The sequence below is a fragment of the Vibrio sp. 11-4(1) genome, from assembly GCF_013048625.1.
In the GTDB taxonomy this organism is placed as follows: Bacteria; Pseudomonadota; Gammaproteobacteria; order Enterobacterales; family Vibrionaceae; genus Vibrio; species Vibrio diabolicus.
This window is the reverse complement of sequence record NZ_VHSY01000003.1, coordinates 107,356-132,568: the sequence shown is the minus strand read 5'-3', so window position 1 is coordinate 132,568 and position 25,213 is coordinate 107,356. Positions and strand designations below refer to the sequence as shown.

Here is a 25,213-nt window from a genome sequence, read left to right as displayed (position 1 = left end):
TCTCTATATTAATCGTTGAAGTGATGGTAAACAAATGACAGATAAAAATAAGTTGCCGAATGAGGGGCCAACTCTCTATATCGTACCGACTCCAATCGGAAATTTAGCGGATATCACCCAACGTGCTATCGAAATTCTGTCGACGGTGGACATCATTGCTGCTGAGGATACTCGACATACGGGTAAATTACTGTCTCACTTCAATATTCAAACCAAAACTTTTGCTCTGCATGATCATAATGAGCAGCAAAAAGCACAGGTTTTGGTAGAAAAGCTGCTTTCCGGTCAGTCTATAGCGTTAGTTTCTGACGCTGGTACGCCACTTATCAGCGACCCAGGATACCATTTGGTGACAAAATGTCGTCAAGCGGGCGTTAGAGTTGTGCCGCTTCCTGGTGCTTGCGCGGTCATTACGGCGTTAAGTGCATCAGGCTTGCCATCCGATCGCTTTAGCTTCGAAGGCTTTTTACCACCGAAAAGCAAAGGCCGTAAGGATAAATTCCTAGAGATTGCTTCGGTAGAGCGTACGTGTATTTTTTACGAGTCACCGCACCGTATTTTGGACTCTCTACAAGACATGTTAGACGTTCTTGGCCCAGATAGAGAAGTCGTGTTGGCGAGAGAACTAACGAAAACTTTTGAAACCATTCAAGGTATGCCATTAGGCGAGTTAATTGAGTGGGTGAAAAATGACGATAACCAACAGCGTGGCGAAATGGTATTGTTGGTACATGGTCATCGTGAAACCGCGGACGATTCACTGCCAGATGATGCCTTGCGTACATTAGGGATTTTAACCAAAGAGCTGCCTTTGAAAAAAGCAGCGGCTTTGGTGGCAGAAATTCATAACTTGAAGAAGAATGCGTTGTATAAGTGGGGCTTAGAAAACTTAGACTAAGCACGGCTAACGAGACACATGGTAAAGCGGGTCGATGTGAAAATATCGGCCTTTTTTAGGCTCAATGCTTGATGGTTAGGTTAAAAAAACACCACTCAATGCATTCATTTCATCATATCTGTGATCTCACTAGACTCTGAGTAGATAACTCTATACAATCCGCCCTCGGAGTTGACTGGGTAGTCGCTGCTTTACTGATGTCCTTCGGGAGACTGACGTTGAAGTCCTTTGGGAGACTGACGTTGACGTCCTTCGGGAGACTGGTAAAGGGGAGGAAAGTCCGGGCTCCATAGAGCAGGGTGCCAGGTAACGCCTGGGGGGCGCAAGCCTACGACAAGTGCAGCAGAGAGAAGACCGCCGATGGCCCTAGGGCACAGGTAAGGGTGAAAGGGTGCGGTAAGAGCGCACCGGACGACTAGCAATAGTTCGTTGCAGGGTAAACTCCACCCGGAGCAAGACCAAATAGGCCTCCACATTGCGTTGCTCGCGTAAGGAGGCGGGTAGGTTGCTTGAGCCAGTGAGCGATTGCTGGCCTAGACGAATGGCTACCGCCGCGCAAGCGGAACAGAACCCGGCTTATGTGTCGACTCCAACTATTCGAGACCCATCACTACTTTTTGTAGTGATGGGTTTTTTGCATTTTATTGACGCAAACCCTGTCATTACCAATAAACTTGGCGTTAAATCACGTCTGACTTTAGACTTGAGGTGGCGATGATGTGGGAAATCAGTACACTATGGTAGGTTGATCTTTTGCTATAAATATTCAGCATGAGAGAGCAACATATCTTAAAATCGCTTCAAGATCATTCAACGAGAAAGCTATGACCGAAACCTTCCAACATATTTCCGTGTTATTAAATGAATCCATTGATGGCTTAGCTATCAAACCTGACGGTATCTATATCGATGGAACATTTGGCCGTGGCGGTCACAGCCGGACTATTTTATCTAAACTCGGCGAAAACGGCCGACTGTACAGTATCGATCGTGACCCTCAAGCGATAGCTGAAGCAGGCAAAATCAATGATCCTCGCTTCACCATCATTCATGGTCCATTTTCTGGTATTGCTGAGTATGCTGAAGAGTATGACTTGGTTGGCAAAGTTGATGGCGTTCTACTGGATTTAGGTGTTTCTTCTCCGCAGTTAGACGACGCAGAGCGTGGCTTTAGCTTTATGAAAGACGGCCCGCTAGATATGCGTATGGACCCAACATCAGGTATTCCCGTATCTCAATGGCTAATGGAAGCTGACTTAGATGATATTACTTGGGTGATTCGTGAGTTTGGTGAAGACAAACACGCGCGCCGCATTGCCAAAGCGATTGTTGCCTACCGTGAAGACGAAGAAAATGAACCACTGGTACGTACTGGCCAGCTCGCGAAGCTGATCTCAGATGCTGCACCCAAAAGCTTTAAAGAGAAAAAACACCCTGCGACTCGTGCGTTCCAGGCATTTCGTATTTACATCAACAGTGAGTTAGAAGAAATTGATACGGCACTAAAAGGTGCGGCAAGCATTCTGGCTCCTGAAGGTCGTTTATCTGTCATCAGTTTCCACTCTCTGGAAGACCGTATGGTCAAACGTTTTATCCGTAAAGAGAGCAAAGGACCTGAAGTGCCACACGGCATTCCAATGACTGAAGAGCAAATTCGTGCTCTTGGTAGTGCGAATATGAAAGCGGTGAGCAAAGCGATTAAGCCAAGCAAACAAGAAATTGAAATGAACCCTCGTTCGCGCAGCTCTGTGCTAAGAATTGCAGAAAAGCTTTAATTATTATGACGAAACCCACTCCTAACCTTGCTAAGTTGATTGCAACGGATCTTATCACCGTTGGTCGCTGGCCATTAGTGTTGTTGCTATTGATCGTGGCATCGGCAATGGGAGTGGTATTTGCTACCCACCATGCGCGTCAAGCGATCACCGAAAAAGATCACACTTTGGTTGAACGAGAGCGTTTAGATAGCGAATGGCGCAACCTGATGTTGGAAGAAACGGCCCTCGCGGAACACAGTCGTGTTCAAGACCTTGCCAAAAAAGAACTTGAAATGAAACGACCTGATGGCGATAAAGAAGTGGTTGTCACGCTCAAATGATTAGAAAGAAAACCAACACGAAACCAAGCAACAAGCGTAAACCTGTCGCGAAAGAAAAAAACGCTTCGGGGGATACGAAAACCGAGAAAAAAGCAGTGAAAGTGGCGGTTGAAGAATCCTTTCTGATTCGTTGGCGCTTCCATCTATTACTGTTTTTTGTCTTTTGTGCATTTGCACTTTTGGTGGCGCGCGTAGCCTATATTCAAATCATTGAACCGGATAACCTGATTAAACAAGGTGACCTACGCTCGGTTCGTGTGAAATCCATTCCTTCTGCACGCGGTATTATTTCGGACCGAAATGGTGAGCCGCTCGCTGTCAGTGTGCCTGTTGAGGCCGTTTGGGCGGATCCCGCGACGATATTTAAAGAAAATGCCTTAAGCCAGACCAAGAGTTGGTATGCATTAGCGGATGTTCTTGGTGTTGACCGACAAGGGTTGATAGACAAGATCAAGCACAATGAAAAGCGCCGCTTTATTTACTTGCAGCGCCAAGTGAGTCCAGCCATGGCGAACTATATTCGTGAGCTAAAGCTGCCTGGTGTGGGTCTTAAGTCAGAATCTCGTCGTTACTATCCTGCCGGTGAGGTTAGTGCTCACTTAGTTGGGGTGACGGGGATTGATGGGCATGGTCTAGAGGGTGTTGAGCGTAGCTACGATGAGTGGCTTACTGGCGCCGCAGGTAAGAAAACCATTCGTAAAGACCGTTATGGTCGCGTCGTAGAAAACATTGCGTGGCAAGACAAGCAAGAAGGTAAGTCACTCCAGTTGACAATCGACCAGCGCCTACAGGCGATTGCTTATCGTGCGATTAAACAAGCCGTTGCGGACCATCGCGCCACGTCAGGCTCCGTTGTTATGTTGGACGTGAAAACCGGCGCCGTATTGGCCATGGTGAATGCGCCTTCCTACAACCCTAACAATCGTAGCGACTGGCAAAGCTATAAAATGCGTAACCGAGTGATCACGGACTCGATGGAGCCAGGCTCCACCATTAAGCCTTTCGTTATTTTAGCCGCCTTAGAAAATGGGGTAGCCGATAAAGATACCGTCGTAGATACCGGTAATGGTGTACTTCGTTTAGGTGGTAGCCGAGTAAGAGATGTATCCCGCGTGGGTAAAGCGAGCTTGACCACGATCCTCAAAAAATCGAGTAACATCGGTGTGACGAAGCTGGCAATGCAAATGCCAGTAGAGGCGCTGCTCGGTCTGTACAGCTCTGTGGGTTTTGGTGAGCTTTCTGGTCTGAACCTCGTTGGGGAAGTGACTGGTATCTTCCCGACACGAACGCGATGGTCTCCTATTGAACGTGCCACTATTGCGTTTGGTTATGGTCTATCGATAACGCCAATCCAGTTAGCGCATGCCTATGCGACGCTTGGAAATCTCGGCAAATACGAGCCAATCCATATTATCGAAAGCAATGATCATGACATGTCGCGCCAAGTAGTGAGTGCAAAGTACGCACGCCAGGTCTTGGACATGCTGGAAACCGTAACCCAAAAAGGAGGCTCAGCTCGTCGAGCGGCAGTTCCTGGTTATCGAGTGGGAGCCAAAACAGGTACCTCACGTAAAGCGTCTGCTGGTGGATACAGCGATGAGTACATCACTTATACGGCAGGGCTTGCTCCGGTTAGCGATCCGCGAATTGCATTGGTTGTGATCGTAAACGAGCCTCAAGGTGATGATTACTATGGTGGTTCGGTAGCGTCTCCTGTCTTCTCTGAAATCATGAAAGGCGCGCTACAAATACTCAATGTTGCACCAGACGAAAACAAATTCCAGCAGTAAGCCGAGTGGCTTACTGAGCAAACAAAATTAAGAAAACCTGAGCCAAAGCTCGGAGAACAAATATGACTAAAGCCATCAGTATGGACGTGCTGCTTTCCCCTTGGGTGGATTGCCCTAGCTTATCGTCCGTTCTTGTTTCTGAATTGGAGCTCGACAGCCGAAGAGTTCAACCTGGAACCACGTTTGTCGCGGTGATTGGCCATGTTGTGGATGGGCGTAACTTCATTGCTTCTGCCATTGAGCAAGGGGCCAATGCGGTTCTAGCGCAAGCCTGTGATGTAAAAGCACACAGCACGGTGGAAATCATCGATGACGTTCCCGTTATTTACCTCGATACGTTGGATCAACGTTTATCTGCAATCGCTGGAAAGCTCTATGCTTACCCAGATATGGATTTGATTGGTGTCACCGGTACCAACGGCAAAACCACCATTACTCAGCTAATTGCACAATGGCTAGAGCTACTTGGCCACAACGCGGCAGTGATGGGCACGACGGGAAATGGTTTTCTCGACAATTTACAGCAAGCCGCGAATACAACAGGGAATGCTGTAGAAATTCAGAAAACGCTCTCTTCTCTCGCAAATCAACAAGCCGCATACACCGCGCTAGAAGTCTCTTCTCATGGCTTAACGCAAGGCCGTGTCAAGGCGTTGTCGTTTGCGGCGGGTGTGTTTACTAATCTAAGTCGTGATCACCTAGATTATCATGGCACGATGGAAGAGTACGCCAATGCAAAGCTGGGGTTGTTTACACAACATCAATGTGAACGTGCCATTATCAATATCGATGATGAAGTCGGTCATGCATGGGCGTCGCAGTTAAGCAATGCGATTGCGGTGTCACTCAAACCGAACACTGAATTTGAAAGCGCTATTTGGGCGACAGATGTCCGTTACGCGGAGTCGGGGATTACTATCCAATTTGATGGTAAATTTGGCTCAGGTCAATTGCACGCGCCACTGATTGGTGAGTTTAACGCAACCAACATAATGCTCGCTTTTGCGACCTTATTAAGCTTGGGTAAGGATAAACAAGCGTTACTCGAAACCGCAGGTCAGTTACAACCTGTACTCGGCCGAATGGAGTTATTCCAAACCGAGGATCGTGCCAAAGTCGTGGTCGATTATGCCCATACTCCAGATGCACTAGAAAAAGCACTGCAAGCTTTACGAGTTCATTGTGAGGGGCAGCTGTGGGCTATTTTTGGTTGCGGAGGCGATCGCGATGCAGGTAAGCGCCCAATGATGGCGGAAATTGCAGAGCGTCTAGGCGACAGAGTGGTGTTGACTGACGATAACCCACGCAGTGAAGATCCGGTTCAGATTGTAAAAGACATGTTATCCGGGCTGTCAAAACCTGCCGAAGCGATTGTGCAGCATGATCGTTTCAAAGCACTGTCTTATGCGGTTGAGAATGCTTCGCCAAAAGACATCATCTTGTTAGCGGGTAAGGGCCACGAAGATTATCAAATTCGGAATGGCGAAACGATTCATTACTCCGACCGTGAGTCTGCTATGCAGCTTTTAGGATTGTCCTTATGATCAAAGTAACGTTATCTCAAATTGCCAACATCACTCGCGGTGAGCTATTCGACGATGATCTACTTATCGACGCGGTTTCTACTGATACACGAGCGATTGACAACGGTGCTTTATTTGTTGCGCTGGTGGGTGAGCGCTTTGATGCGCACAACTTTTGCCAGCAAGCGGTGGATGCAGGCGCTGGTGCTTTACTCGTACAAAAACGTTTAGATGTGAATGTGCCACAAGTCGTGGTGTCGGACACCAAAATGGCACTGGGTGAGTTAGCCTCTTGGGTGCATCAAACTTGCCAAACACCTACCGTTGCCATCACAGGCAGTTGTGGTAAAACGACCGTCAAAGAAATGGTCGCGAGCATTCTGCAATTGAAAGGCAAAGTGCTGTTTACTGCAGGTAACTTCAATAATGATATTGGTGTTCCGTTGACGTTATTGCGCTCACAGCAGGATGACGATTATGCCGTGATTGAGCTTGGTGCTAATCATATCGGTGAAATTGCTTACACAACGCAGTTAGTAAAACCAGATATCGCGTTAGTGAATAATGTAGCCGCCGCGCACCTTGAAGGCTTTGGTTCTATTGATGGCGTGAAACAAGCCAAAGGTGAAATTTACCAAGGTCTTGCTGCAGGTAGTATTGCTATTGTCAATTTAGACAGCAATGGCGAAACAAAGTGGGAAAGCGTGCTGGCGGATAAGGAAGTTATCACCTTCTCACAAAGTAATTCTGCGGCTGATTACTATGCATCAAATATCGTGATGAATGCCGCGGGAGAGGCCAGCTTTAACCTACATATCGCAGCAAGCTCACAAGAAATTGAACTGTCTCTGGGTATTATAGGTCAACACAACGTGGCGAATGCAATCGCAGCTTCTATCATTGCGTTACAAATGGGCGCCACATTAGAAGAGGTTCGCGCTGGCCTTAAACATTTAAACAAAGTGAAAGGTCGCGTCGAGGTTGAAGCGCTGAGCGAAAAAATCAAATTGATTGATGACAGCTACAACGCAAGCGTGCCAGCCATGAAAGCGGCGGTTGACTTATTGGCTGCTTTCCCAGGTCAGCGCTGGCTGATTTTAGGTAATATGGCGGAATTGGGCGAGGAAAGTCTTGCACTTCATCGTCAAGTCGGGGAACATGCTGCCCCACAAAAATTTGAACATGTTCTCACATATGGTGCAGACGCCAAGGTGATCAGTGAGCTTTGCCAAGGCATTCATTTTGAGACGCACCAAGAGATGATTGAATACATCAAGCAGCATCTAGACCAAGCCGTTCCTGAAAACCATACGATTTTGGTGAAAGGAGCGAACGGTGCACGTATGTTTGAAGTCGCTGCTGCTTTGAAGGAGTATTATTAATGATTATTTGGCTTGCCGAGCTGCTACAGCCATACCTGTCTTTTTTCCGATTGTTTGAATACTTGTCTTTTCGAGCAATTCTAAGCGTATTAACCGCTCTGGGTCTGTCATTATGGATGGGACCAATCATGATCAAGCGTTTGCAAATGCTGCAAATTGGTCAGGTGGTACGTAACGAAGGTCCTGAATCTCACTTTAGTAAGCGTGGTACTCCAACGATGGGCGGTATCATGATCTTAGCGGCCATCTCAATCACAATCTTGCTTTGGACTGACTTATCCAACCCATATGTATGGGCAGTATTGACGGTCTTGCTTGGCTACGGTGCAGTCGGATTTGTTGATGATTATCGTAAAGTGGTGCGCAAAAATACCGATGGTTTGATCGCGCGTTGGAAGTACTTCTGGCAATCGTTGATCGCGTTTGTCGTGGCTTTTGCATTGTACGCTTACGGTAAAGACACTGCAGCCACTCAGCTCGTGGTGCCATTCTTTAAAGACGTCATGCCGCAACTTGGTTTGATGTACATTATCCTGACTTACTTTGTGATTGTCGGTACGAGTAACGCGGTTAACCTGACCGATGGTCTAGACGGTTTGGCAATCATGCCAACGGTTCTTGTTGCTGCAGGCTTCGCGGTTATTGCATGGGCGACGGGTAACGTTAACTTCTCTGAATACCTTCATATTCCATACCTACCACATGCTTCTGAGTTGGTTGTCGTATGTACAGCAATCGTCGGTGCAGGCCTTGGTTTCTTGTGGTTTAACACGTATCCAGCACAAGTGTTCATGGGTGATGTCGGCTCACTAGCGCTTGGCGGCGCATTAGGCACTATTGCTGTTCTCGTTCGTCAAGAGTTGGTGTTGGTGATCATGGGCGGTGTGTTTGTGATGGAAACGCTGTCGGTAATTCTACAGGTGGGTTCATACAAACTGCGTGGTCAGCGGATCTTCCGTATGGCACCGATTCACCACCACTACGAATTGAAAGGTTGGCCAGAACCTCGCGTAATCGTGCGCTTCTGGATTATTTCTATGGTTCTTGTTCTGATTGGTCTTGCGACATTGAAAGTGCGTTAATCGCACTTTCCAAGAACAAGATTTACAGTGTGATCAAATATGGAACGTTGGCAAAACATACATAGTGTTGTCGTCGTAGGGCTCGGTATTACCGGGCTCTCTGTCGTTAAACACCTAAGAAAAAATCAGCCACAGCTTGTGGTCAAAGTCATTGATACTCGCGTAAACCCTCCGGGTGCAGAGCGCTTGCCGGAAGGTGTTCAACTGCATAGTGGTGGTTGGAATACAGACTGGCTTTCTGACGCTGATCTTATCGTGACCAACCCTGGTATTGCGCTAGCGACATCAGAGATCCAAGCCGTATTAGCAAAAGGCACGGCAGTAGTTGGTGATATTGAGTTATTCGCCTGGGCGGTGCAGAAACCGGTGATTGCGATTACGGGCTCAAACGGTAAGAGCACAGTCACCGATCTCACTGGCGTGATGGCCAAGGCCGCGGGTTTGGAAGTTGGCGTTGGTGGCAATATAGGCGTTCCTGCATTGGATTTACTAGAACATGACGCAGACCTGTATGTGCTTGAACTCTCAAGCTTCCAGTTAGAAACGACGTCAAGCTTAAAGCTCAAAGCCGCTGCGTTTCTGAATCTTTCTGAAGATCATATGGACCGTTATCAAGGCATGTCTGACTATCGACAAGCCAAGTTGCGTATTTTTAACCATGCTGCTCTTGCGGTCGTGAACCGTGATGATCTGGAAACCTTCCCAGACGCAGAGATGCCATTGGTGACATTTGGCAGCGACAATCAGGACTTTGGTCTCGAGGTGGATGGCAACCGTACTTGGCTACTCGATCACGGTCAACGAGTTGTCGCAAGTGATGAGCTTAAGTTGGTTGGTAAGCACAACTTATCTAACGCTCTGGTTGCTTTAGCGCTATTAAAAGCTGCGGACGTAGACTATCACAACGCATTGAATGCACTTAAAAATTACACGGGACTGACACACCGATGCCAGGTGGTTGCGGATAATCAAGGCGTAAAATGGGTGAATGACTCTAAAGCAACTAATATAGCCAGCACTATGGCTGCGCTATCTGGTTTGGAGTCGACAGGTAAGCTCTACTTGCTCGTTGGTGGTGTTGGCAAAGGTGCTGACTTCTCGCCATTAAAACCGATCTTCGCGACGCTTAACTTGCAACTGTGCTGCTTTGGCGCTGATGGCGATGACTTTATGCCACTGCATGAATCTGCAATACGTTTCGACACCATGGAAGATGTGATTCAACAAGTATCTTCGCAGTTAAAACCAGGTGATATGGTGATGCTGTCTCCTGCATGTGCTAGCTTTGATCAATTCGACAACTTTATGGCAAGAGGTGATGCTTTCGCTACTCTTGCTCAGAAATATGCATAATTAAAGGTTACACACTTCGTGGGTTTAGGTAACGTTAAACGCAGTATTGGTAATTGGCTCAAGCATCCAGCCCCAGAGGCGATGTTTGATCGTCAGTTAGTGTGGATTGCACTGGGTTTGATGTTGACTGGTTTGGTCATGGTAACCTCTGCATCATTTCCAATCAGCTCTCGATTAACGGAACAGCCGTTCCACTTTATGTTTCGTCATGCGACGTTTCTCGTGCTGGCGTTAGGGACCTCCGCTGTTATTTTGCAAGTGCCTTTGCAAGAGTGGTTTAAGAAGAGCCATTACTTACTTTGGGCTTCTTTCGCACTGCTGATCATCGTGCTCTTGGCGGGTAAGTCGGTCAATGGTGCGTCTCGTTGGATACCTCTTGGGCTGTTTAACCTTCAGCCAGCAGAGGTCGCGAAGCTATCGCTGTTTATCTTCATGTCTGGTTACTTAGTTCGAAAACAAGACGAAGTACGACAAACCTTCTTTGGTGGCTTTATGAAGCCAATCATGGTGTTTGCTTTCTTCGCAGTATTACTGCTTGGTCAGCCAGACTTGGGTACGGTCGTCGTTATGCTAGTAACACTGTTTGGCATGCTGTTTATCGCAGGCGCAAAACTGACTCAGTTTCTCGCGTTGATGGTGGCAGGTATCGGCGCTGTGGTAGGTTTGATTTTAGTCGAACCATACCGTATGCGACGAGTAACCTCCTTCCTTGACCCGTGGGAAGACCCATTTGGCAGTGGCTATCAGTTGACTCAGTCTTTGATGGCGTTTGGTCGTGGTGAATGGTTCGGTCAAGGTCTCGGTAATTCAATTCAAAAACTGGAATATCTACCGGAAGCGCATACCGACTTTGTGTTTGCCGTACTTGCTGAAGAGCTCGGTTTTGTTGGCGTTGTGTTGGTCTTAATGTTGATTTTTAGCTTAGTGCTAAAAGCGGTTTACATAGGCAAGCGTGCGTTTGAAGAAGGCGAAATGTTCGGCGGTTATCTGGCTTTCGGTATCGGTATTTGGTTTGCGTTCCAGACGTTGGTTAACGTTGGTGCTGCAGCTGGTATCGTACCAACCAAAGGTTTAACACTCCCGCTAATCAGTTATGGTGGTTCCAGTCTGATTATTATGTCCGTCGCAGTGTCCATATTGCTGCGTATCGATTACGAATGCCGCTTGAAACGCGAGCAACAACAATCAGAACAACAAACTAATGAAACAAAATAAACGTTTGATGGTGATGGCTGGTGGTACTGGCGGTCACGTATTCCCAGGGTTAGCTGTAGCAAAACAGCTGCAAGAGCAAGGCTGGGAGATCCGTTGGTTAGGCACGGCGGATCGAATGGAAGCGGATTTGGTGCCAAAACATGGCATTGAAATCGATTTTATCAAAGTGAAAGGGTTACGAGGTCAAGGCGTAAAGCGTCTGCTTGCAGCTCCATTTCAAATTATTAATGCCATCATGCAAGCTCGGGCGCACATGAAGCATTGGAAGCCCGATGCCGTGTTAGGTATGGGGGGGTATGTGAGTGGCCCCGGTGGTATTGCGGCTTGGTTGAGCGGTATTCCTGTTGTTCTGCACGAACAAAACGCGGTTGCGGGTTTGACAAACCAATGGCTATCAAAAATTGCTAAGAAAGTCTTTCAGGCCTTTCCTGGCGCGTTCCCTGCTGCTGAGGTAGTTGGTAACCCTGTGCGTGAAGACCTAACAAGATTAGAAGCACCTGCAGAGCGAATGCAAGATCGCCAAGGCCCAATTCGTATTTTGGTGATGGGCGGTAGCCAAGGTGCACGCATTCTTAACCAAACTCTGCCAGAAGTGATGGCAAAGTTGGGCGGTGATTACTGTATTCGTCATCAAGCGGGCAAAGGTTCCGCCGAAGAAGTGAACGCAGCATACCAAGCTAATGGTGTGGTAAATGCAGAAGTCACAGAGTTCATTGACGACGTAGCAGAGGCTTATGCATGGGCTGACCTTTTAGTTTGTCGTTCAGGGGCGTTAACCGTTTCTGAAGTTTCTGCTGCTGGCGTTGGTGCGATCTTTATTCCTTTTATGCATAAAGATCGCCAACAAGCACTGAATGCCGATCATCTAGTAGAATGCGGCGCAGCGAAAATGATTGAACAACCAGATTTAACCGTTGAGTCTTTGACTCAGCAGATCCAACAATTGGATCGCCAAGCTTTACTTACGATGGCTGAGCAAGCGCGTGGCGCTGCTAAATTGAATGCCGACCGAGTTGTCGCACAAGCCATTGTCGCTTTGACCGAAAAGCGTTAACGAATTATTGAGAATAGAATTGATGACAATCCAACATACACAAGACTTAGCTCAGATTCGCGCCATGGTGCCAGAGATGCGCCGCGTGAAATCCATCCACTTCATCGGTATTGGTGGTGCGGGCATGAGCGGCATTGCAGAAGTGCTGTTGAATGAAGGCTATCAAATCACGGGTTCTGACTTATCAGAAAACCCTGTGACAGAGCGTTTAGTATCAAAAGGTGCGACGGTATTTATTGGGCACCAAGCAAGCAATGTTGAAAAAGCCAGTGTGGTTGTGGTTTCAACCGCTATCAACGAAGAAAACCCAGAAGTGATGGCTGCGCGGGAGTTACGTATCCCTATTGTACGTCGTGCTGAGATGCTCGCTGAGTTGATGCGCTTCCGTCATGGTATTGCCGTTGCGGGCACGCACGGTAAAACGACGACGACGGCACTCGTGACACAAATCTATTCTGAAGCAGGCCTTGATCCAACGTTTGTAAACGGCGGCTTGGTGAAAAGCGCTGGTACAAATGCTCGTTTAGGCTCGAGTCGTATTCTAATTGCTGAGGCGGATGAGAGCGACGCGTCATTCCTGCACCTGCAACCAATGGTAAGTATTGTCACCAATATCGAAGCCGATCATATGGATACTTATGGTGGTGACTTTGAAACGTTAAAGCAAACCTTCATTGATTTTCTACACAATTTACCGTTCTACGGCCAAGCTATTGTTTGTATTGATGATCCTGTGGTTCGAGAGTTAATCCCACGTATTAGTCGTCAAGTGATTACTTACGGTTTCTCCGAAGATGCTGACGTACGCATTGAAAACTATCGTCAAGAAGGTCAGCAAGGCAAATTTACGGTAGTACGTAAAGGGCGTGTCAACCTAGATATCACTCTGAACATTCCAGGTCGTCACAATGCACTTAATGCGTCGGCTGCGATTGCAGTGGCTACCGAAGATGACATTGAAGACGATGCAATTCTAAAAGCAATGGCCGGTACGCAAGGCACGGGACGACGTTTTGATCACCTTGGCGAGTTTGATACTGGTAATGGTCATGCCATGTTAGTGGATGATTACGGACACCACCCAACAGAAGTTGATGTGACCATTAATGCTGCGCGAAGCGGTTGGCAAGATAAACGTCTCGTTATGATTTTCCAACCACACCGTTATAGCCGTACTCGTGATCTGTACGATGACTTTGCGAATGTGCTAGAGCAAGTTGATGTATTAATCATGTTGGATGTTTATGCCGCAGGTGAAAAGCCAATTGCAGGAGCTGATGGACGTTCATTGTGTCGCACAATTCGCAGCCGAGGTAAGGTAGATCCGATTTTTGTTCCAGAAATCGAGCAATTACCTTCAGTTTTAGCTAACGTTATACAAGACGGCGACCTAATCTTAACGCAAGGTGCGGGTGATGTTGGTAAAGTGGCGAAACAACTGGCAGGTCTTGAATTAAATATAAACAAGATGCTTGGTTAACACAGATTGTTGGCGCGAAGGACAGATAAAGACTCAGATCTCGATTTTGCGTCAATATCATTGTGATTTATTGCTATCAGTGTTTGATAGTTTACAAGAGCTCAGTATAATCCCAAGGTTAAAGTCAAGACTTTTACCTCTGCGTAATTATGTGGGTAAAAAGTACACGACAAAAGTCAGGAAACGAAGACGTTGTTGAATATTGCACTGAATGACGAGCGACCAAACACGGATAATAACCGTGGTCGCCAAGAGAAAATCTTGGGTGCGTTATTTTTCGTTGTGGTTGTGACCTTAATTAGTTCTGTTTTGTACTCGGCGATCAGTTGGATGTGGGATGACCAAAGGTTACCTCTCTCCAAAATAGTACTTCAGGGAAAACTGGAGTATGTTCAAGCTGACGATGTGCAGGCTGCATTTAGTCGAATAGATCACATCGGTACATTTATGTCTCAGGATATTGATGTATTACAGCAAAGTGTCGAAGCTCTGCCATGGGTGGCGCATGCCGCAATCCGAAAGCAGTGGCCGGATACAGTAAAAGTTTTTTTGACAGAGCATCAACCTGAAGCCATTTGGAATGGCAACGAACTGTTAGATAAAAATGGGTTTGTTTTTGATGGCGATGTGGCTCTGTTACAAGAAGAAAAAGTGAAACTGTACGGACCCAAAAACAGCGGACCAGAAGTCTTACAGACTTACCGTGATTTGAGTCCTAAGTTTCAGCAATTGGGTTTAGCGATATCGTCTCTGGTATTAAACGAGCGACGAGCTTGGCAAATCATCCTTGATAACGGTATTCGATTAGAGCTCGGTAAAGAGTCTCTTCTTGAGCGTATAGAGCGATTTTTTAAGCTCTATAACAAGCTTGGCAGTGACACGCAAAGAATCAGTTATATCGATCTTAGGTACGATACAGGAGCCGCAGTTGGTTGGTTTCCTGAACAAGAGTTAGAAGAGAGTACAGATGACTAAGGCCGCTGATGACAACATTATTGTTGGTCTTGATATAGGCACTGCAACCGTATCGGCTCTAGTGGGTGAGGTTCTACCAGACGGTCAAATTAATATTATTGGCGCAGGTAGTAGCCCTTCACGTGGCATGGATAAAGGTGGCGTGAATGACTTGGAGTCGGTTGTAAAATCAGTACAACGTGCAATTGATCAAGCTGAATTGATGGCCGAGTGCCAGATCAGCCGAGTCTTCATTTCGTTGTCTGGTAAGCATATCGCAAGCCGAATTGAAAAAGGTATGGGCACGATTTCAGATGAAGAAGTGTCTCAAGAAGACATGGATCGCGCTATCCATACCGCAAAATCGATTAAAATCGGTGATGAACAGCGAATCCTTCATGTGATTCCGCAAGAGTTCACCATTGATTACCAAGAGGGAATCAAAAATCCGCTTGGTTTATCTGGGGTAAGAATGGAAGTAAGTGTCCACCTTATCTCATGCCATAATGACATGGCACGCAATATTATTAAGGCGGTAGAACGATGCGGCCTTAAAGTAGAGCAACTCGTATTTTCTGGGCTTGCTGCAAGTAATGCAGTAATCACCGAGGATGAAAGAGAGCTTGGAGTTTGTGTGGTGGATATTGGCGCCGGCACGATGGATGTGGCCATCTGGACTGGCGGTGCGCTACGTCACACAGAAGTATTTTCGTACGCAGGAAATGCTGTAACCAGCGATATTGCTTTTGCTTTTGGTACGCCAGTGAGCGATGCTGAAGAAATAAAAGTCAAATATGGCTGTGCTTTGAGTGAACTGGTCAGTAAGGATGACACGGTTAATGTACCAAGCGTAGGTGGGCGACCATCACGTAGTCTGCAACGTCAAACGTTGTCAGAAGTGATTGAGCCACGCTACTCTGAGCTTATGGGACTGGTTAACCAAACTATTGACTCTGTACAAGCGAAATTGCGCGAAGAGGGTATAAAGCACCATCTAGCTGCGGGAGTTGTACTCACCGGCGGTGCTGCGCAAATGGACGGAGTGATAGAATGTGCGGAACGCGTATTCCGCAATCAAGTAAGAGTCGGCAAACCGCTCGAAGTCAGCGGATTAACTGACTATGTAAAAGAGCCGTACCATTCTACGGCAGTTGGATTACTTCATTACGCAAGAGACATGCAGTCTAGCGACGATAGCGATTATAATGAACCTAAACGCTCATCTGTTACTGGCTTTTTCGATAAATTGCGTAACTGGATACAAAAAGAGTTTTAACCTGAGTTGCAGGATAAACGGAGACAACACATGTTTGAACCGATGATGGAAATGTCTGACGATGCAGTAATCAAGGTCGTTGGGGTTGGTGGCGGCGGTGGTAACGCCGTTGAACACATGGTGCGTGAATCCATCGAAGGTGTGGAATTCATCAGCGTCAACACTGATGCGCAAGCACTTCGTAAGACAAGCGTTGGCAATGTTATTCAGATCGGTGGCGATATCACCAAAGGTCTGGGTGCAGGTGCTAATCCACAGGTTGGCCGTGACGCAGCTCTCGAAGACAGAGATAGAATTAAAGATTCCCTAACTGGCGCCGATATGGTGTTTATCGCAGCTGGTATGGGTGGCGGTACAGGTACTGGCGCAGCACCTGTTATTGCTGAAGTAGCTAAAGAGCTTGGCATTCTAACTGTCGCGGTAGTGACAAAACCGTTCAGCTTTGAAGGCAAAAAGCGTTTGGCGTTCGCTGAGCAAGGTATCGATGAGCTGTCTAAGCACGTTGACTCTTTGATTACGATTCCAAACGAAAAGCTGCTTAAAGTACTTGGCCGTGGTGTCACGTTACTAGAAGCTTTTGCAAGTGCGAACGACGTTCTTAAGAACGCAGTTCAAGGCATTGCAGAGCTGATTACTCGACCTGGCATGATCAACGTCGACTTTGCGGACGTAAGAACAGTAATGTCTGAAATGGGTCACGCGATGATGGGCAGCGGTATTGCTAAAGGCGAAGATCGTGCTGAAGAAGCGGCTGAAATGGCAATTTCTAGCCCACTTCTGGAAGACATCGATCTAGCGGGCGCTCGTGGTGTTCTTGTCAATATTACTGCAGGTCTGGATATGCGTCTTGACGAGTTTGAGACGGTTGGTAATACAGTGAAAGCATTTGCTTCTGACAATGCAACTGTTGTTATCGGTACTTCTCTAGACCCAGATATGACGGACGAAATCCGCGTAACAGTTGTAGCGACAGGTATTGGCAATGAGAAAAAACCAGATATCACGCTAGTTGCGGGTGGTAAAGCGAAAGTGGCTCCGACGCCGCAGGCTCAACCACAACAGCAAGCGGCGGCAACGCAAGCTGAAGAGAAACCGGCACAAACCTTGCAAAATAATCAAGTGCAAGAGAAGCCACAGGTAACTCCTCAGCCTACAAATACAGTTTCTTCTTCTCCAGCATCGTCGAGCCAAAGCTCTGCGGCTCCGAAGCAAGAGAAGGAAAGTGGTTATTTAGATATCCCGGCATTTTTGCGTCGTCAGGCTGATTAATCTTTAATCCATAAATTTGACATGGCTCAAAATTATGGTAGCATTCACGGTCGACGTTACAGACGGCCGTGTTTTGTAGCAAATTTTTGAGAGGCAAGCAGATGATCAGACAACGTACTCTGAAAGAAATAGTGAAAACAACTGGTGTGGGCCTCCACTCTGGTCGTAAAGTCACGCTTACTCTGCGCCCGGCTGCTGCAAATACAGGTATCATTTACCGTCGTACAGATGTAAACCCACCTGTAGATTTTCCAGCTGATCCAGCTTCTGTTCGTGACACCATGCTATGTACTGCTTTGGTAAACGACGAAGGTGTGCGTATTTCAACTGTAGAGCACTTGAATGCGGCACTTGCTGGTATGGGCATCGACAACATTGTTGTCGAAGTAGACGCACCTGAAATTCCAATTATGGATGGTAGTGCTAGCCCATTTGTATACTTGCTACAACAAGCAGGTATCGAAACGCAAAATGCGCCAAAACGTTTCATCCGTATTAAAAAGCCAGTTCGTTTTGAAGATGGCGATAAATGGGCAGAGTTTGTACCATTTAACGGCTTCCGCATGGACTTCGAAATTGAATTTAATCACCCTGCTATTGAGTCAGACGAGCAGCGCTTGCTGTTTGATTTCTCCTCAAAAGGCTTCGTTCGTGAAATTTCTCGTGCACGTACGTTTGGCTTTATGCGTGATATCGAATATCTACAGTCTCAAAACCTAGTTTTGGGTGGTAGTTTCGACAATGCTATCGTATTGGATGATTACCGTATTCTTAACGAAGAAGGTCTACGCTTTGAAAATGAGTTTGTGACTCACAAAGTGTTGGATGCGATTGGTGATCTTTACATGTGTGGTCACCCAATCATCGGTGAATTTCGCGCCTTTAAATCGGGTCACGGTTTGAACAACCAACTTCTGCGAGCTGTTCTTGCTGATCAGGAAGCGTGGGAGTGGACTACATTCGAAGAAGAAGTCGGCTCACCAGTAGCATTCGCTGAACCAAATATGGTGCTTGCGTAAATACTCGGGATTAAAATTAATAAAAAACCAGGCTTATGCCTGGTTTTTTGCTATTTGGCTTTAATCTTGGGCTTATTAATAGCATTCGAGCTTTCAGCATATTGAAATAACGGTTACTTACGGTCTTTCTTTTCTGCCATATCGGCCAATCGCTTTAAACGCTCTTGAATTTTAGGCGGTGCCATGTCGGCAATCGTCATCAATGACTTTGCTGCAGATTCTGTTAATGGTGGACGTTTAGGTCTGTCGTCTTGTTCGAAACGATTTCGGTATAATGATGGATTGATCCTCACTTCAACGCTCATCAGTTTGGCAAAGCCTTGAGTACGAAGTTTATTTAGGATCATGAGGCGATCGTAATCGATCTTCATTTTGATCGCGGCACTAGAAACATCGATCAATAGGTGGCCGTTACGAACATTCGCCACCCGGCAATGATCGGCCGTCCCTTTGGGTAAGATCTCTTGCAAAGCTTGGTTAAGCTGTAAGATTTCTCCAGCATGTTCTTGAATCTGCTTGAACTGTGATTCAGCAATAACATCTTCAGTCGAGGTTGGACGGTGATCACGCATAGGTAAAATCTAATTTTGTTGAGATATCAGCTATTCTAGAGCAGCTTTCTATCAAGGTATAGTTTACATTAACGTCTTTCGCTTCAGTTTTACAATGTAGCAAGGTAAAAAGCAAAGTCTGCTCTGAATAGATTACACATATTGTGGTATGCAATATCGTCTAATCAGTCACCACTTTAAGTAAAAACTTCAGAGTGCTTCAAACAAATACGTCTATTTATGGTTGTATCGATGAAAAATCCTTACACTAAGCCACATTGTTTCGAAACTTAGCCTTGAAATATGGATGTTTGAACTCAATATCTTTGATAAATGATTTATCTCAGTATTCTTAGTTCCAAACTGGCAGAGACTGAAGGCATTATGAGTAGATCGGGAACGGTCTGATTTAAAGAGAGATTCACGAAAAATGATAACTAAGCTACTGACAAAAGTGATTGGCAGTCGCAACGACCGAACACTGCGCCGCCTTAGAAAAATTGTAAAAGAAATTAATAACTACGAGCCAACATTCGAAGCTCTAAGTGATGAAGAGTTAAAAGCAAAGACGGTTGAGTTCCGTGAACGCCTAGAGAAAGGTGAAACTCTTGATAAACTACTTCCTGAAGCTTTTGCTACGGTTCGTGAGGCATCTAAGCGTGTCTACGGCATGCGTCACTTCGACGTTCAGCTTATCGGTGGTATGGTTCTAAATGCGGGTCAAATTGCGGAGATGCGTACAGGTGAAGGTAAAACGCTGACTGCAACGCTTCCAGCTTACTTAAATGCTCTTGCTGGTAAAGGCGTTCACATCGTAACAGTGAACGATTATCTAGCTAAACGTGATGCTGAGACGAACCGCCCTCTATTTGAATTTTTAGGTATGACCGTTGGCGTAAACGTGCCAAACATGCCTCCTCAAGAGAAAAAAGAAGCGTACCAAGCTGACATTCTATACGGAACCAACAATGAATTTGGTTTTGACTACCTTCGTGACAATATGGCTTTCCGTAGCGAAGACCGTGTACAGCGTGATCGCTTCTTTGCTGTTGTCGATGAGGTGGACTCAATCCTAATTGATGAAGCTCGTACTCCTTTGATCATTTCTGGTCCTGCTGAAGATAGCTCTGAGCTATACACTCGAATCAACCTTTTGATCCCGCATCTGAAAAAGCAAGATAAAGAAGACTCTGAAGAATACCGTGGTGATGGCCACTACACTGTTGATGAAAAATCAAAGCAAGTATACCTAACGGAAACGGGTCAAGAATACGTTGAAGAACTGTTGGTGAAAAACGGCCTTATGGAGGAAGGTGATACACTTTACTCTCCGGCTAACATCAGCATGTTGCATCACGTGAATGCTGCTTTGCGTGCTCATGTGTTATTCGAGCGTAACGTTGATTACATCGTTACTGATGAAGGCGAAGTGGTCATCGTTGATGAACACACTGGTCGTACAATGCCAGGTCGTCGTTGGTCTGAAGGTCTTCACCAAGCAGTAGAAGCGAAAGAAGGCGTTAAGATCCAAAACGAAAACCAAACTTTGGCTTCTATTACCTTCCAGAACTACTTCCGTTTATACGAAAAACTGTCAGGTATGACAGGTACAGCGGATACTGAAGCGTTTGAATTCCAGTCTATCTATGGTTTGGAAACGGTGGTTATCCCAACCAACAAGCCGATGATTCGTAACGATATGCCAGATGTGGTTTACCGTACTGAAGCAGAGAAGTTTGCGGCAATCATTGAAGATATTAAAGAGCGTGTTGCCAAAGGGCAGCCAACGCTTGTTGGTACTGTGTCGATTGAAAAGTCAGAACTTCTTTCTAACGCATTGAAGAAGGCTAAGATCAAACACAACGTATTGAACGCGAAATTCCATGAGAAAGAAGCGGAAATTGTTGCTGAAGCGGGCATGCCTGGTGCGGTAACTATCGCGACCAACATGGCCGGTCGTGGTACGGACATTGTGCTTGGCGGTAGCTGGCAATCAAAAGTTGAAGCTTTAGAGAACCCAACTCAAGAGCAAATCGATGCGATTAAAGCAGAGTGGAAAGTGGTGCATGACCAAGTACTAGAAGCTGGTGGTCTACATATCATCGGTACTGAGCGCCACGAATCTCGCCGTATTGATAACCAGCTACGTGGTCGTTCTGGTCGTCAAGGTGATGCGGGTTCATCGCGCTTCTACCTATCTATGGAAGACTCTTTGCTACGTATTTTCACTTCTGATCGTATGGCGAGCCTTATTCAAAGTGGTATGGAAGAAGGTGAAGCTATTGAATCGAAAATGCTTTCTCGCTCAATTGAAAAAGCACAGCGCAAAGTGGAAGGTCGTAACTTTGATATCCGTAAGCAGCTGCTTGAATACGATGATGTAGCGAACGATCAACGTAAGGTTGTCTACGAACTGCGTGACGAGTTAATGAACGTTGAAGACATCAGCGGCATGATCGAGCAAAACCGTGAAGATGTGCTAACAGCGGTTATTGATGAGTACATTCCACCACAGTCACTAGAAGATATGTGGGATGTTGAAGGTCTACAAGAGCGCTTGAAAGCGGACTTCGAGCTTGATGCGCCAGTGAAACAATGGCTTGAAGAAGACGACAAGCTTTACGAAGAAGCATTACGTGAAAAGATCATCAACCTAGCCGTTGAAGTGTACAAAGAGAAAGAGGAAGTGGTGGGTGCACAAGTGCTTCGCAACTTCGAAAAATCGGTCATGCTTCAGACTCTGGATACGCTTTGGAAAGAGCATTTGGCTGCGATGGATCACTTGCGTCAAGGTATCCATTTACGCGGTTACGCACAGAAGAACCCAAAACAAGAATACAAACGTGAGTCGTTTGAACTGTTTGAGGGTCTACTAGAAGCGCTGAAAACAGACGTTATTACTGTTCTATCTCGTGTTCGCGTTCAGCAACAAGAAGAAGTTGAACGTATGGAAGAACAGCGTCGTGCGCAAGCTGAAGAAGCCGCTCGTCGTGCACAAGCGCAACACGCTGCAGCACAAAATCCGCTTTCTGAAGGCGAAGAATCTGAAGAAGGTTCAAATCAACCAATGGTACGTGATGAACGTAAAGTCGGTCGCAATGAACCTTGCCCTTGTGGCAGTGGCAAGAAGTACAAACAGTGCCACGGCAAAATCGACTAATCTGTTAGTCGGATTATTTTTCAAAGAGTCGCTTAGGCGACTCTTTTTTTAAATAAATTCTTTGGCTATCAAATTCCATAAGTTTGATAGGTCAGAAAGTTTTTGAGATGTAGAAGCTCGTTGTCACAATAGTAAAGTACAACGGTCTTGAGAGTTAGGAATCCCCATGAAAAGAATTCACATAGTCGCGGCAATTATTTTTAACCAAGACAAATCAAAGATCTTTATTACGAAGCGTCCTGATGATAAGCACAAAGGCGGGTTTTGGGAGTTTCCGGGTGGCAAAGTCGAGCCGGGAGAAAGTATTGAGCTTGCTATTACAAGAGAACTCGAAGAAGAAGTGGGAATTGAAGTTATTGAGCAAGCCCCTTTTGAACACTTGGAATACGACTATCCAGACAAATCACTCAAGTTTGATTTTATTACAGTATCTCAATTCAGTAATGAGCCTTACGGTCGAGAAGGTCAAGAAGGATGCTGGGTTGAGATCAGCGAATTGGGCGACTACACCTTTCCTGAAGCGAACGTACCTATCTTGGAGCGTGTTGTAAAAGAGTTTGCTTAAGCTCGATGAACTTGCTTGTGGTAACCATAGTATGTTGTTAGTTTAAACAGATTAAGCAAAACGAAAGAACGAGAGCAAACCTCGTTATCTAGAGAAGGAGAGAAAGCGCAATGGTTCGTATTGCAATCGCAGGAGCAGCTGGCCGAATGGGCCGTAATTTGGTTAAAGCTTCACACCTTAATCCTGAAGCGACAGTGAGCGCGGGATCAGAACGACCTGAGTCTTCACTTGTCGGCGTCGATATCGGTGAACTTTGTGGTGAAGGTAAATTCGATGTGCTCTTAACAGATGATCTTGCTAAAGACGTCGATAATTTTGATGTAATCATCGATTTCACCGCTCCAGTAAGCACATTAGCGAATCTCGAGTTGTGTAAGAAATACGGCAAGAGCATAGTGATTGGGACGACTGGCTTCAGCGATGCAGAGCGTGATCTTATTGATGAAGCAGCCAAGCAAGTGCCTGTTGTGATGGCACCAAATTATTCTGTAGGCGTAAACCTTGTCTTTAAGCTTCTTGAGAAAGCGGCCAAAGTGATGGGGGATTACTGTGATATCGAGATTGTTGAAGCACACCATCGCCATAAAGTTGATGCCCCCTCTGGTACCGCTATCGGAATGGGAGAAGCTATTGCTGGTGCGATGGGTAATAAGCTGAATGATGTAGCTGTCTATGCCCGAGAAGGCATTACTGGTGAACGAACAAAAGATGAGATCGGCTTTGCTACGATTCGCGCTGGCGATATCGTCGGTGAGCATACAGCTATGTTTGCTGATATCGGGGAACGAGTGGAAATAACGCACAAAGCGACTGATCGCATGACGTTTGCTAATGGGGCCGTAAAGGCTGCCGTTTGGTTGAGTGCTAAACCTGCGGGCTTTTATACCATGACAGATGTTTTGGGATTGAATGAACTCTAAATACATAATTATTCGCCGGCGCTAGCCGGCTTTTTTATATCTATAGAATTATTTGTAAATAAAATGATTCTGATAGAGAAGATTTTAGCACTTACTTTTGTTGTGTTTTTGTCTGTTTTGGTTTTATTTTTAGGTGTAACCGTTAAAAGTGTTCCTGTTTTTGTCTTAGTGAACGTTTGCGTTAAAAACTCATAATTTTTTGTGATCCCTAAAAAGTTCAAATTTGTAAAATTCATTAAACCTCTATCCCTCCCTATGTAATAGCATTCAAAAGTTGTCTTTTTGAGCCTTACTGATTCGAAATGACCTTACTCGCTAGAAATTGATAATTTATTTTTGATTGTAGGTTGACAGGTTTCCAGTCCAACTTTAGAATACCGCCAATTTGTCTGAAATACCTATTTATGTAGATTTTATAGGTAAAGGAAGGCATGTTTGCAGTTTGATTTATTTTTTTTGCATTTTTATTCTGGAGGTTGTCTTGGGTAAATTAGCACTGTTAGTCCTAGAAGATGGGACAGTGTTCCACGGAGTGTCCATAGGGGCAGATGGTATTTCCGTTGGTGAAGTCGTTTTTAATACCTCGATGACGGGGTATCAAGAAATCCTCACTGATCCTTCCTATTCTCAGCAAATCGTCACCCTTACTTATCCTCACATTGGCAATACCGGAACCACTTCCGAAGATGAAGAATCCTCTTCCATTCATGCACAAGGCCTTGTGATTCGCGATCTTCCTCTTATCGCTTCTAACTTCCGTAATGAACAATCCCTCTCTGATTACCTTAAGTCTCAAAATATCGTTGGCATCGCTGATATTGATACGCGAAAGCTCACTCGTATCTTGCGTGAAAAAGGTGCTCAAAACGGCTGTATTGTTGCGGGCAACAACCTAGACGAAGCTTTGGCACTAGCGAAAGCAAAAGAATTCCCAGGCTTAAAAGGAATGGACCTTGCGAAAGAAGTTACAACAAAAGAAGCGTATCAATGGAAGCAAGGTTCGTGGACGCTTGAAGGTGGACTTCCAGAGGCGAAAGATGACAGCGAGCTGCCATACCACGTCGTTGCTTACGACTTCGGCGCAAAACGCAACATCTTACGAATGTTGGTTGACCGCGGCTGCCGCTTAACGGTTGTACCTGCAGAAACGTCAGCGGAAGAAGTTCTGGCACTAAATCCAGATGGCGTATTCTTATCGAACGGCCCTGGTGACCCAGAACCATGTACTTACGCGATTGAAGCAACCAAAGTGTTCCTAGAAAGAGGCCTGCCAATTTTTGGTATTTGTCTAGGTCACCAAATTCTGGCGCTAGCATCAGGTGCGCAAACGGTGAAAATGAAGTTTGGTCACCACGGTGCAAACCACCCAGTAAAAGATTTAGAGCGTAACGTTGTGATGATCACTTCGCAAAACCACGGCTTTGCGGCAGATGAAGCAACGTTACCGGAAAACTTACGTGCTACTCACGTATCGTTATTTGATGGCTCTTTGCAAGGTATTCACCGCACAGACAAGCCAGCATTTAGCTTCCAAGGTCACCCAGAAGCGAGCCCTGGTCCACATGACGCGGCACCGCTATTTGACCACTTTATCGAACTAATCAAAAAACACAGCGCTTAATTC

Annotated in this window: 21 protein-coding genes and 1 other RNA gene; 20 read left to right on the top strand and 2 right to left on the bottom strand. The window is 46.0% G+C overall.

What is annotated here, in order from left to right:
- Positions 1-34 precede the first annotated feature (34 nt).
- From rsmI to lpxC, 16 genes are all read left to right on the top strand, one after another.
- Positions 35-898, top strand: a complete 864-nt coding sequence (gene rsmI / locus FKN16_RS06940) for a 16S rRNA (cytidine(1402)-2'-O)-methyltransferase (RefSeq protein WP_170902353.1) — start codon at positions 35-37, stop codon at positions 896-898.
- 167 nt (positions 899-1,065) lie between these two features.
- Positions 1,066-1,493, top strand: an RNA gene (rnpB, locus tag FKN16_RS06935) — RNase P RNA component class A.
- Between the two features lie 229 nt (positions 1,494-1,722).
- Positions 1,723-2,673 (top strand): 16S rRNA (cytosine(1402)-N(4))-methyltransferase RsmH, encoded by a 951-nt coding sequence (rsmH, locus tag FKN16_RS06930; RefSeq protein ID WP_006743238.1) that lies wholly within the window; start codon positions 1,723-1,725, stop codon positions 2,671-2,673.
- Positions 2,674-2,678: 5 nt separating this feature from the next.
- Positions 2,679-2,996: a cell division protein FtsL gene (ftsL, locus tag FKN16_RS06925; RefSeq protein ID WP_005396451.1), complete on the top strand. Its 318-nt coding sequence runs from the start codon at positions 2,679-2,681 to the stop codon at positions 2,994-2,996.
- Positions 2,993-4,786: a penicillin-binding transpeptidase domain-containing protein gene (locus FKN16_RS06920; RefSeq protein ID WP_170902352.1), complete on the top strand. Its 1,794-nt coding sequence runs from the start codon at positions 2,993-2,995 to the stop codon at positions 4,784-4,786. The genes ftsL and FKN16_RS06920 overlap by 4 nt, the downstream gene beginning before the upstream one ends.
- Before the next feature lie 62 nt (positions 4,787-4,848).
- Positions 4,849-6,330, top strand: coding sequence for a UDP-N-acetylmuramoyl-L-alanyl-D-glutamate--2,6-diaminopimelate ligase (gene murE, locus FKN16_RS06915; protein ID WP_170902351.1), 1,482 nt, complete (start codon positions 4,849-4,851; stop codon positions 6,328-6,330).
- Positions 6,327-7,691, top strand: coding sequence for a UDP-N-acetylmuramoyl-tripeptide--D-alanyl-D-alanine ligase (gene murF / locus FKN16_RS06910; protein ID WP_170902350.1), 1,365 nt, complete (start codon positions 6,327-6,329; stop codon positions 7,689-7,691). Before murE ends, murF begins: the two co-directional genes overlap by 4 nt.
- Complete coding sequence (gene mraY, locus FKN16_RS06905) at positions 7,691-8,773, top strand: phospho-N-acetylmuramoyl-pentapeptide-transferase (RefSeq protein ID WP_005458164.1); 1,083 nt, start codon at positions 7,691-7,693, stop codon at positions 8,771-8,773. Before murF ends, mraY begins: the two co-directional genes overlap by 1 nt.
- Positions 8,774-8,812: 39 nt before the next feature.
- Positions 8,813-10,126: a UDP-N-acetylmuramoyl-L-alanine--D-glutamate ligase gene (gene murD / locus FKN16_RS06900; RefSeq protein ID WP_170902349.1), complete on the top strand. Its 1,314-nt coding sequence runs from the start codon at positions 8,813-8,815 to the stop codon at positions 10,124-10,126.
- Between the two features lie 18 nt (positions 10,127-10,144).
- Positions 10,145-11,341: a cell division protein FtsW gene (gene ftsW / locus FKN16_RS06895; protein WP_005396444.1), complete on the top strand. Its 1,197-nt coding sequence runs from the start codon at positions 10,145-10,147 to the stop codon at positions 11,339-11,341.
- The gene (gene murG / locus FKN16_RS06890) at positions 11,328-12,395 is read left to right on the top strand and encodes an undecaprenyldiphospho-muramoylpentapeptide beta-N-acetylglucosaminyltransferase (protein WP_145533444.1); all 1,068 of its coding nucleotides are present in this window, start codon (positions 11,328-11,330) and stop codon (positions 12,393-12,395) included. Before ftsW ends, murG begins: the two co-directional genes overlap by 14 nt.
- A gap of 22 nt (positions 12,396-12,417) precedes the next feature.
- Positions 12,418-13,875 carry a UDP-N-acetylmuramate--L-alanine ligase gene (murC, locus tag FKN16_RS06885; protein ID WP_170902348.1) on the top strand — a complete coding sequence of 486 codons (1,458 nt, stop codon included), beginning with the start codon at positions 12,418-12,420 and terminating at the stop codon, positions 13,873-13,875.
- A gap of 192 nt (positions 13,876-14,067) precedes the next feature.
- On the top strand, positions 14,068-14,850 hold the full coding sequence (locus FKN16_RS06880; protein WP_170902347.1) for a cell division protein FtsQ/DivIB: 783 nt from the start codon (positions 14,068-14,070) through the stop codon (positions 14,848-14,850).
- Positions 14,843-16,105: a cell division protein FtsA gene (gene ftsA / locus FKN16_RS06875; protein WP_012842150.1), complete on the top strand. Its 1,263-nt coding sequence runs from the start codon at positions 14,843-14,845 to the stop codon at positions 16,103-16,105. Before FKN16_RS06880 ends, ftsA begins: the two co-directional genes overlap by 8 nt.
- A 30-nt stretch (positions 16,106-16,135) precedes the next feature.
- Positions 16,136-17,374, top strand: a complete 1,239-nt coding sequence (gene ftsZ / locus FKN16_RS06870) for a cell division protein FtsZ (RefSeq protein WP_012842149.1) — start codon at positions 16,136-16,138, stop codon at positions 17,372-17,374.
- A gap of 101 nt (positions 17,375-17,475) precedes the next feature.
- Entirely contained in the window at positions 17,476-18,393 is a 918-nt protein-coding gene (gene lpxC, locus FKN16_RS06865; protein ID WP_005381871.1) for a UDP-3-O-acyl-N-acetylglucosamine deacetylase, read from the top strand.
- A 113-nt stretch (positions 18,394-18,506) separates the two neighbouring features.
- Here lpxC and FKN16_RS06860 read toward each other — a convergent pair whose 3' ends face one another.
- Complete coding sequence (locus FKN16_RS06860; protein WP_005396436.1) at positions 18,507-18,965, bottom strand: DciA family protein; 459 nt, start codon at positions 18,963-18,965, stop codon at positions 18,507-18,509.
- A gap of 409 nt (positions 18,966-19,374) precedes the next feature.
- Between FKN16_RS06860 and secA the strand changes: the two genes are divergently transcribed.
- The 3 genes from secA (at position 19,375) to dapB (ending at position 23,589) form a co-directional block, all read left to right on the top strand.
- Positions 19,375-22,104 (top strand): preprotein translocase subunit SecA, encoded by a 2,730-nt coding sequence (gene secA / locus FKN16_RS06855; protein WP_170902346.1) that lies wholly within the window; start codon positions 19,375-19,377, stop codon positions 22,102-22,104.
- Positions 22,105-22,270: 166 nt separating this feature from the next.
- Positions 22,271-22,669 (top strand): 8-oxo-dGTP diphosphatase MutT, encoded by a 399-nt coding sequence (mutT, locus tag FKN16_RS06850; RefSeq protein ID WP_005396433.1) that lies wholly within the window; start codon positions 22,271-22,273, stop codon positions 22,667-22,669.
- 110 nt (positions 22,670-22,779) lie between these two features.
- Positions 22,780-23,589 (top strand): 4-hydroxy-tetrahydrodipicolinate reductase, encoded by an 810-nt coding sequence (gene dapB / locus FKN16_RS06845; protein ID WP_006742699.1) that lies wholly within the window; start codon positions 22,780-22,782, stop codon positions 23,587-23,589.
- Positions 23,590-23,597: 8 nt separating this feature from the next.
- Here dapB and FKN16_RS06840 read toward each other — a convergent pair whose 3' ends face one another.
- On the bottom strand, positions 23,598-23,825 hold the full coding sequence (locus FKN16_RS06840) for a hypothetical protein (protein ID WP_167394135.1): 228 nt from the start codon (positions 23,823-23,825) through the stop codon (positions 23,598-23,600).
- A gap of 245 nt (positions 23,826-24,070) precedes the next feature.
- On the opposite strand from FKN16_RS06840, the gene carA reads away from it, so the two are divergent.
- Entirely contained in the window at positions 24,071-25,210 is a 1,140-nt protein-coding gene (gene carA, locus FKN16_RS06835; protein ID WP_104971266.1) for a glutamine-hydrolyzing carbamoyl-phosphate synthase small subunit, read from the top strand.
- Positions 25,211-25,213 lie beyond the last annotated feature (3 nt).

Excerpts from the sequence above, each read along its gene's own strand:
- rsmI (WP_170902353.1), top strand. The coding sequence starts at position 35 with ATGACAGATAAAAATAAGTTGCCGAATGAGGGGCCAACTCTCTATATC.
- rsmH (WP_006743238.1), top strand. The coding sequence starts at position 1,723 with ATGACCGAAACCTTCCAACATATTTCCGTGTTATTAAATGAATCCATT.
- ftsL (WP_005396451.1), top strand. The coding sequence starts at position 2,679 with ATGACGAAACCCACTCCTAACCTTGCTAAGTTGATTGCAACGGATCTT.
- FKN16_RS06920 (WP_170902352.1), top strand. The coding sequence starts at position 2,993 with ATGATTAGAAAGAAAACCAACACGAAACCAAGCAACAAGCGTAAACCT.
- murE (WP_170902351.1), top strand. The coding sequence starts at position 4,849 with ATGACTAAAGCCATCAGTATGGACGTGCTGCTTTCCCCTTGGGTGGAT.
- murF (WP_170902350.1), top strand. The coding sequence starts at position 6,327 with ATGATCAAAGTAACGTTATCTCAAATTGCCAACATCACTCGCGGTGAG.
- mraY (WP_005458164.1), top strand. The coding sequence starts at position 7,691 with ATGATTATTTGGCTTGCCGAGCTGCTACAGCCATACCTGTCTTTTTTC.
- murD (WP_170902349.1), top strand. The coding sequence starts at position 8,813 with ATGGAACGTTGGCAAAACATACATAGTGTTGTCGTCGTAGGGCTCGGT.
- murG (WP_145533444.1), top strand. The coding sequence starts at position 11,328 with ATGAAACAAAATAAACGTTTGATGGTGATGGCTGGTGGTACTGGCGGT.
- murC (WP_170902348.1), top strand. The coding sequence starts at position 12,418 with ATGACAATCCAACATACACAAGACTTAGCTCAGATTCGCGCCATGGTG.
- ftsA (WP_012842150.1), top strand. The coding sequence starts at position 14,843 with ATGACTAAGGCCGCTGATGACAACATTATTGTTGGTCTTGATATAGGC.
- ftsZ (WP_012842149.1), top strand. The coding sequence starts at position 16,136 with ATGTTTGAACCGATGATGGAAATGTCTGACGATGCAGTAATCAAGGTC.
- lpxC (WP_005381871.1), top strand. The coding sequence starts at position 17,476 with ATGATCAGACAACGTACTCTGAAAGAAATAGTGAAAACAACTGGTGTG.
- FKN16_RS06860 (WP_005396436.1), bottom strand. The coding sequence starts at position 18,965 with ATGCGTGATCACCGTCCAACCTCGACTGAAGATGTTATTGCTGAATCA.
- secA (WP_170902346.1), top strand. The coding sequence starts at position 19,375 with ATGATAACTAAGCTACTGACAAAAGTGATTGGCAGTCGCAACGACCGA.
- mutT (WP_005396433.1), top strand. The coding sequence starts at position 22,271 with ATGAAAAGAATTCACATAGTCGCGGCAATTATTTTTAACCAAGACAAA.
- dapB (WP_006742699.1), top strand. The coding sequence starts at position 22,780 with ATGGTTCGTATTGCAATCGCAGGAGCAGCTGGCCGAATGGGCCGTAAT.
- FKN16_RS06840 (WP_167394135.1), bottom strand. The coding sequence starts at position 23,825 with ATGAATTTTACAAATTTGAACTTTTTAGGGATCACAAAAAATTATGAG.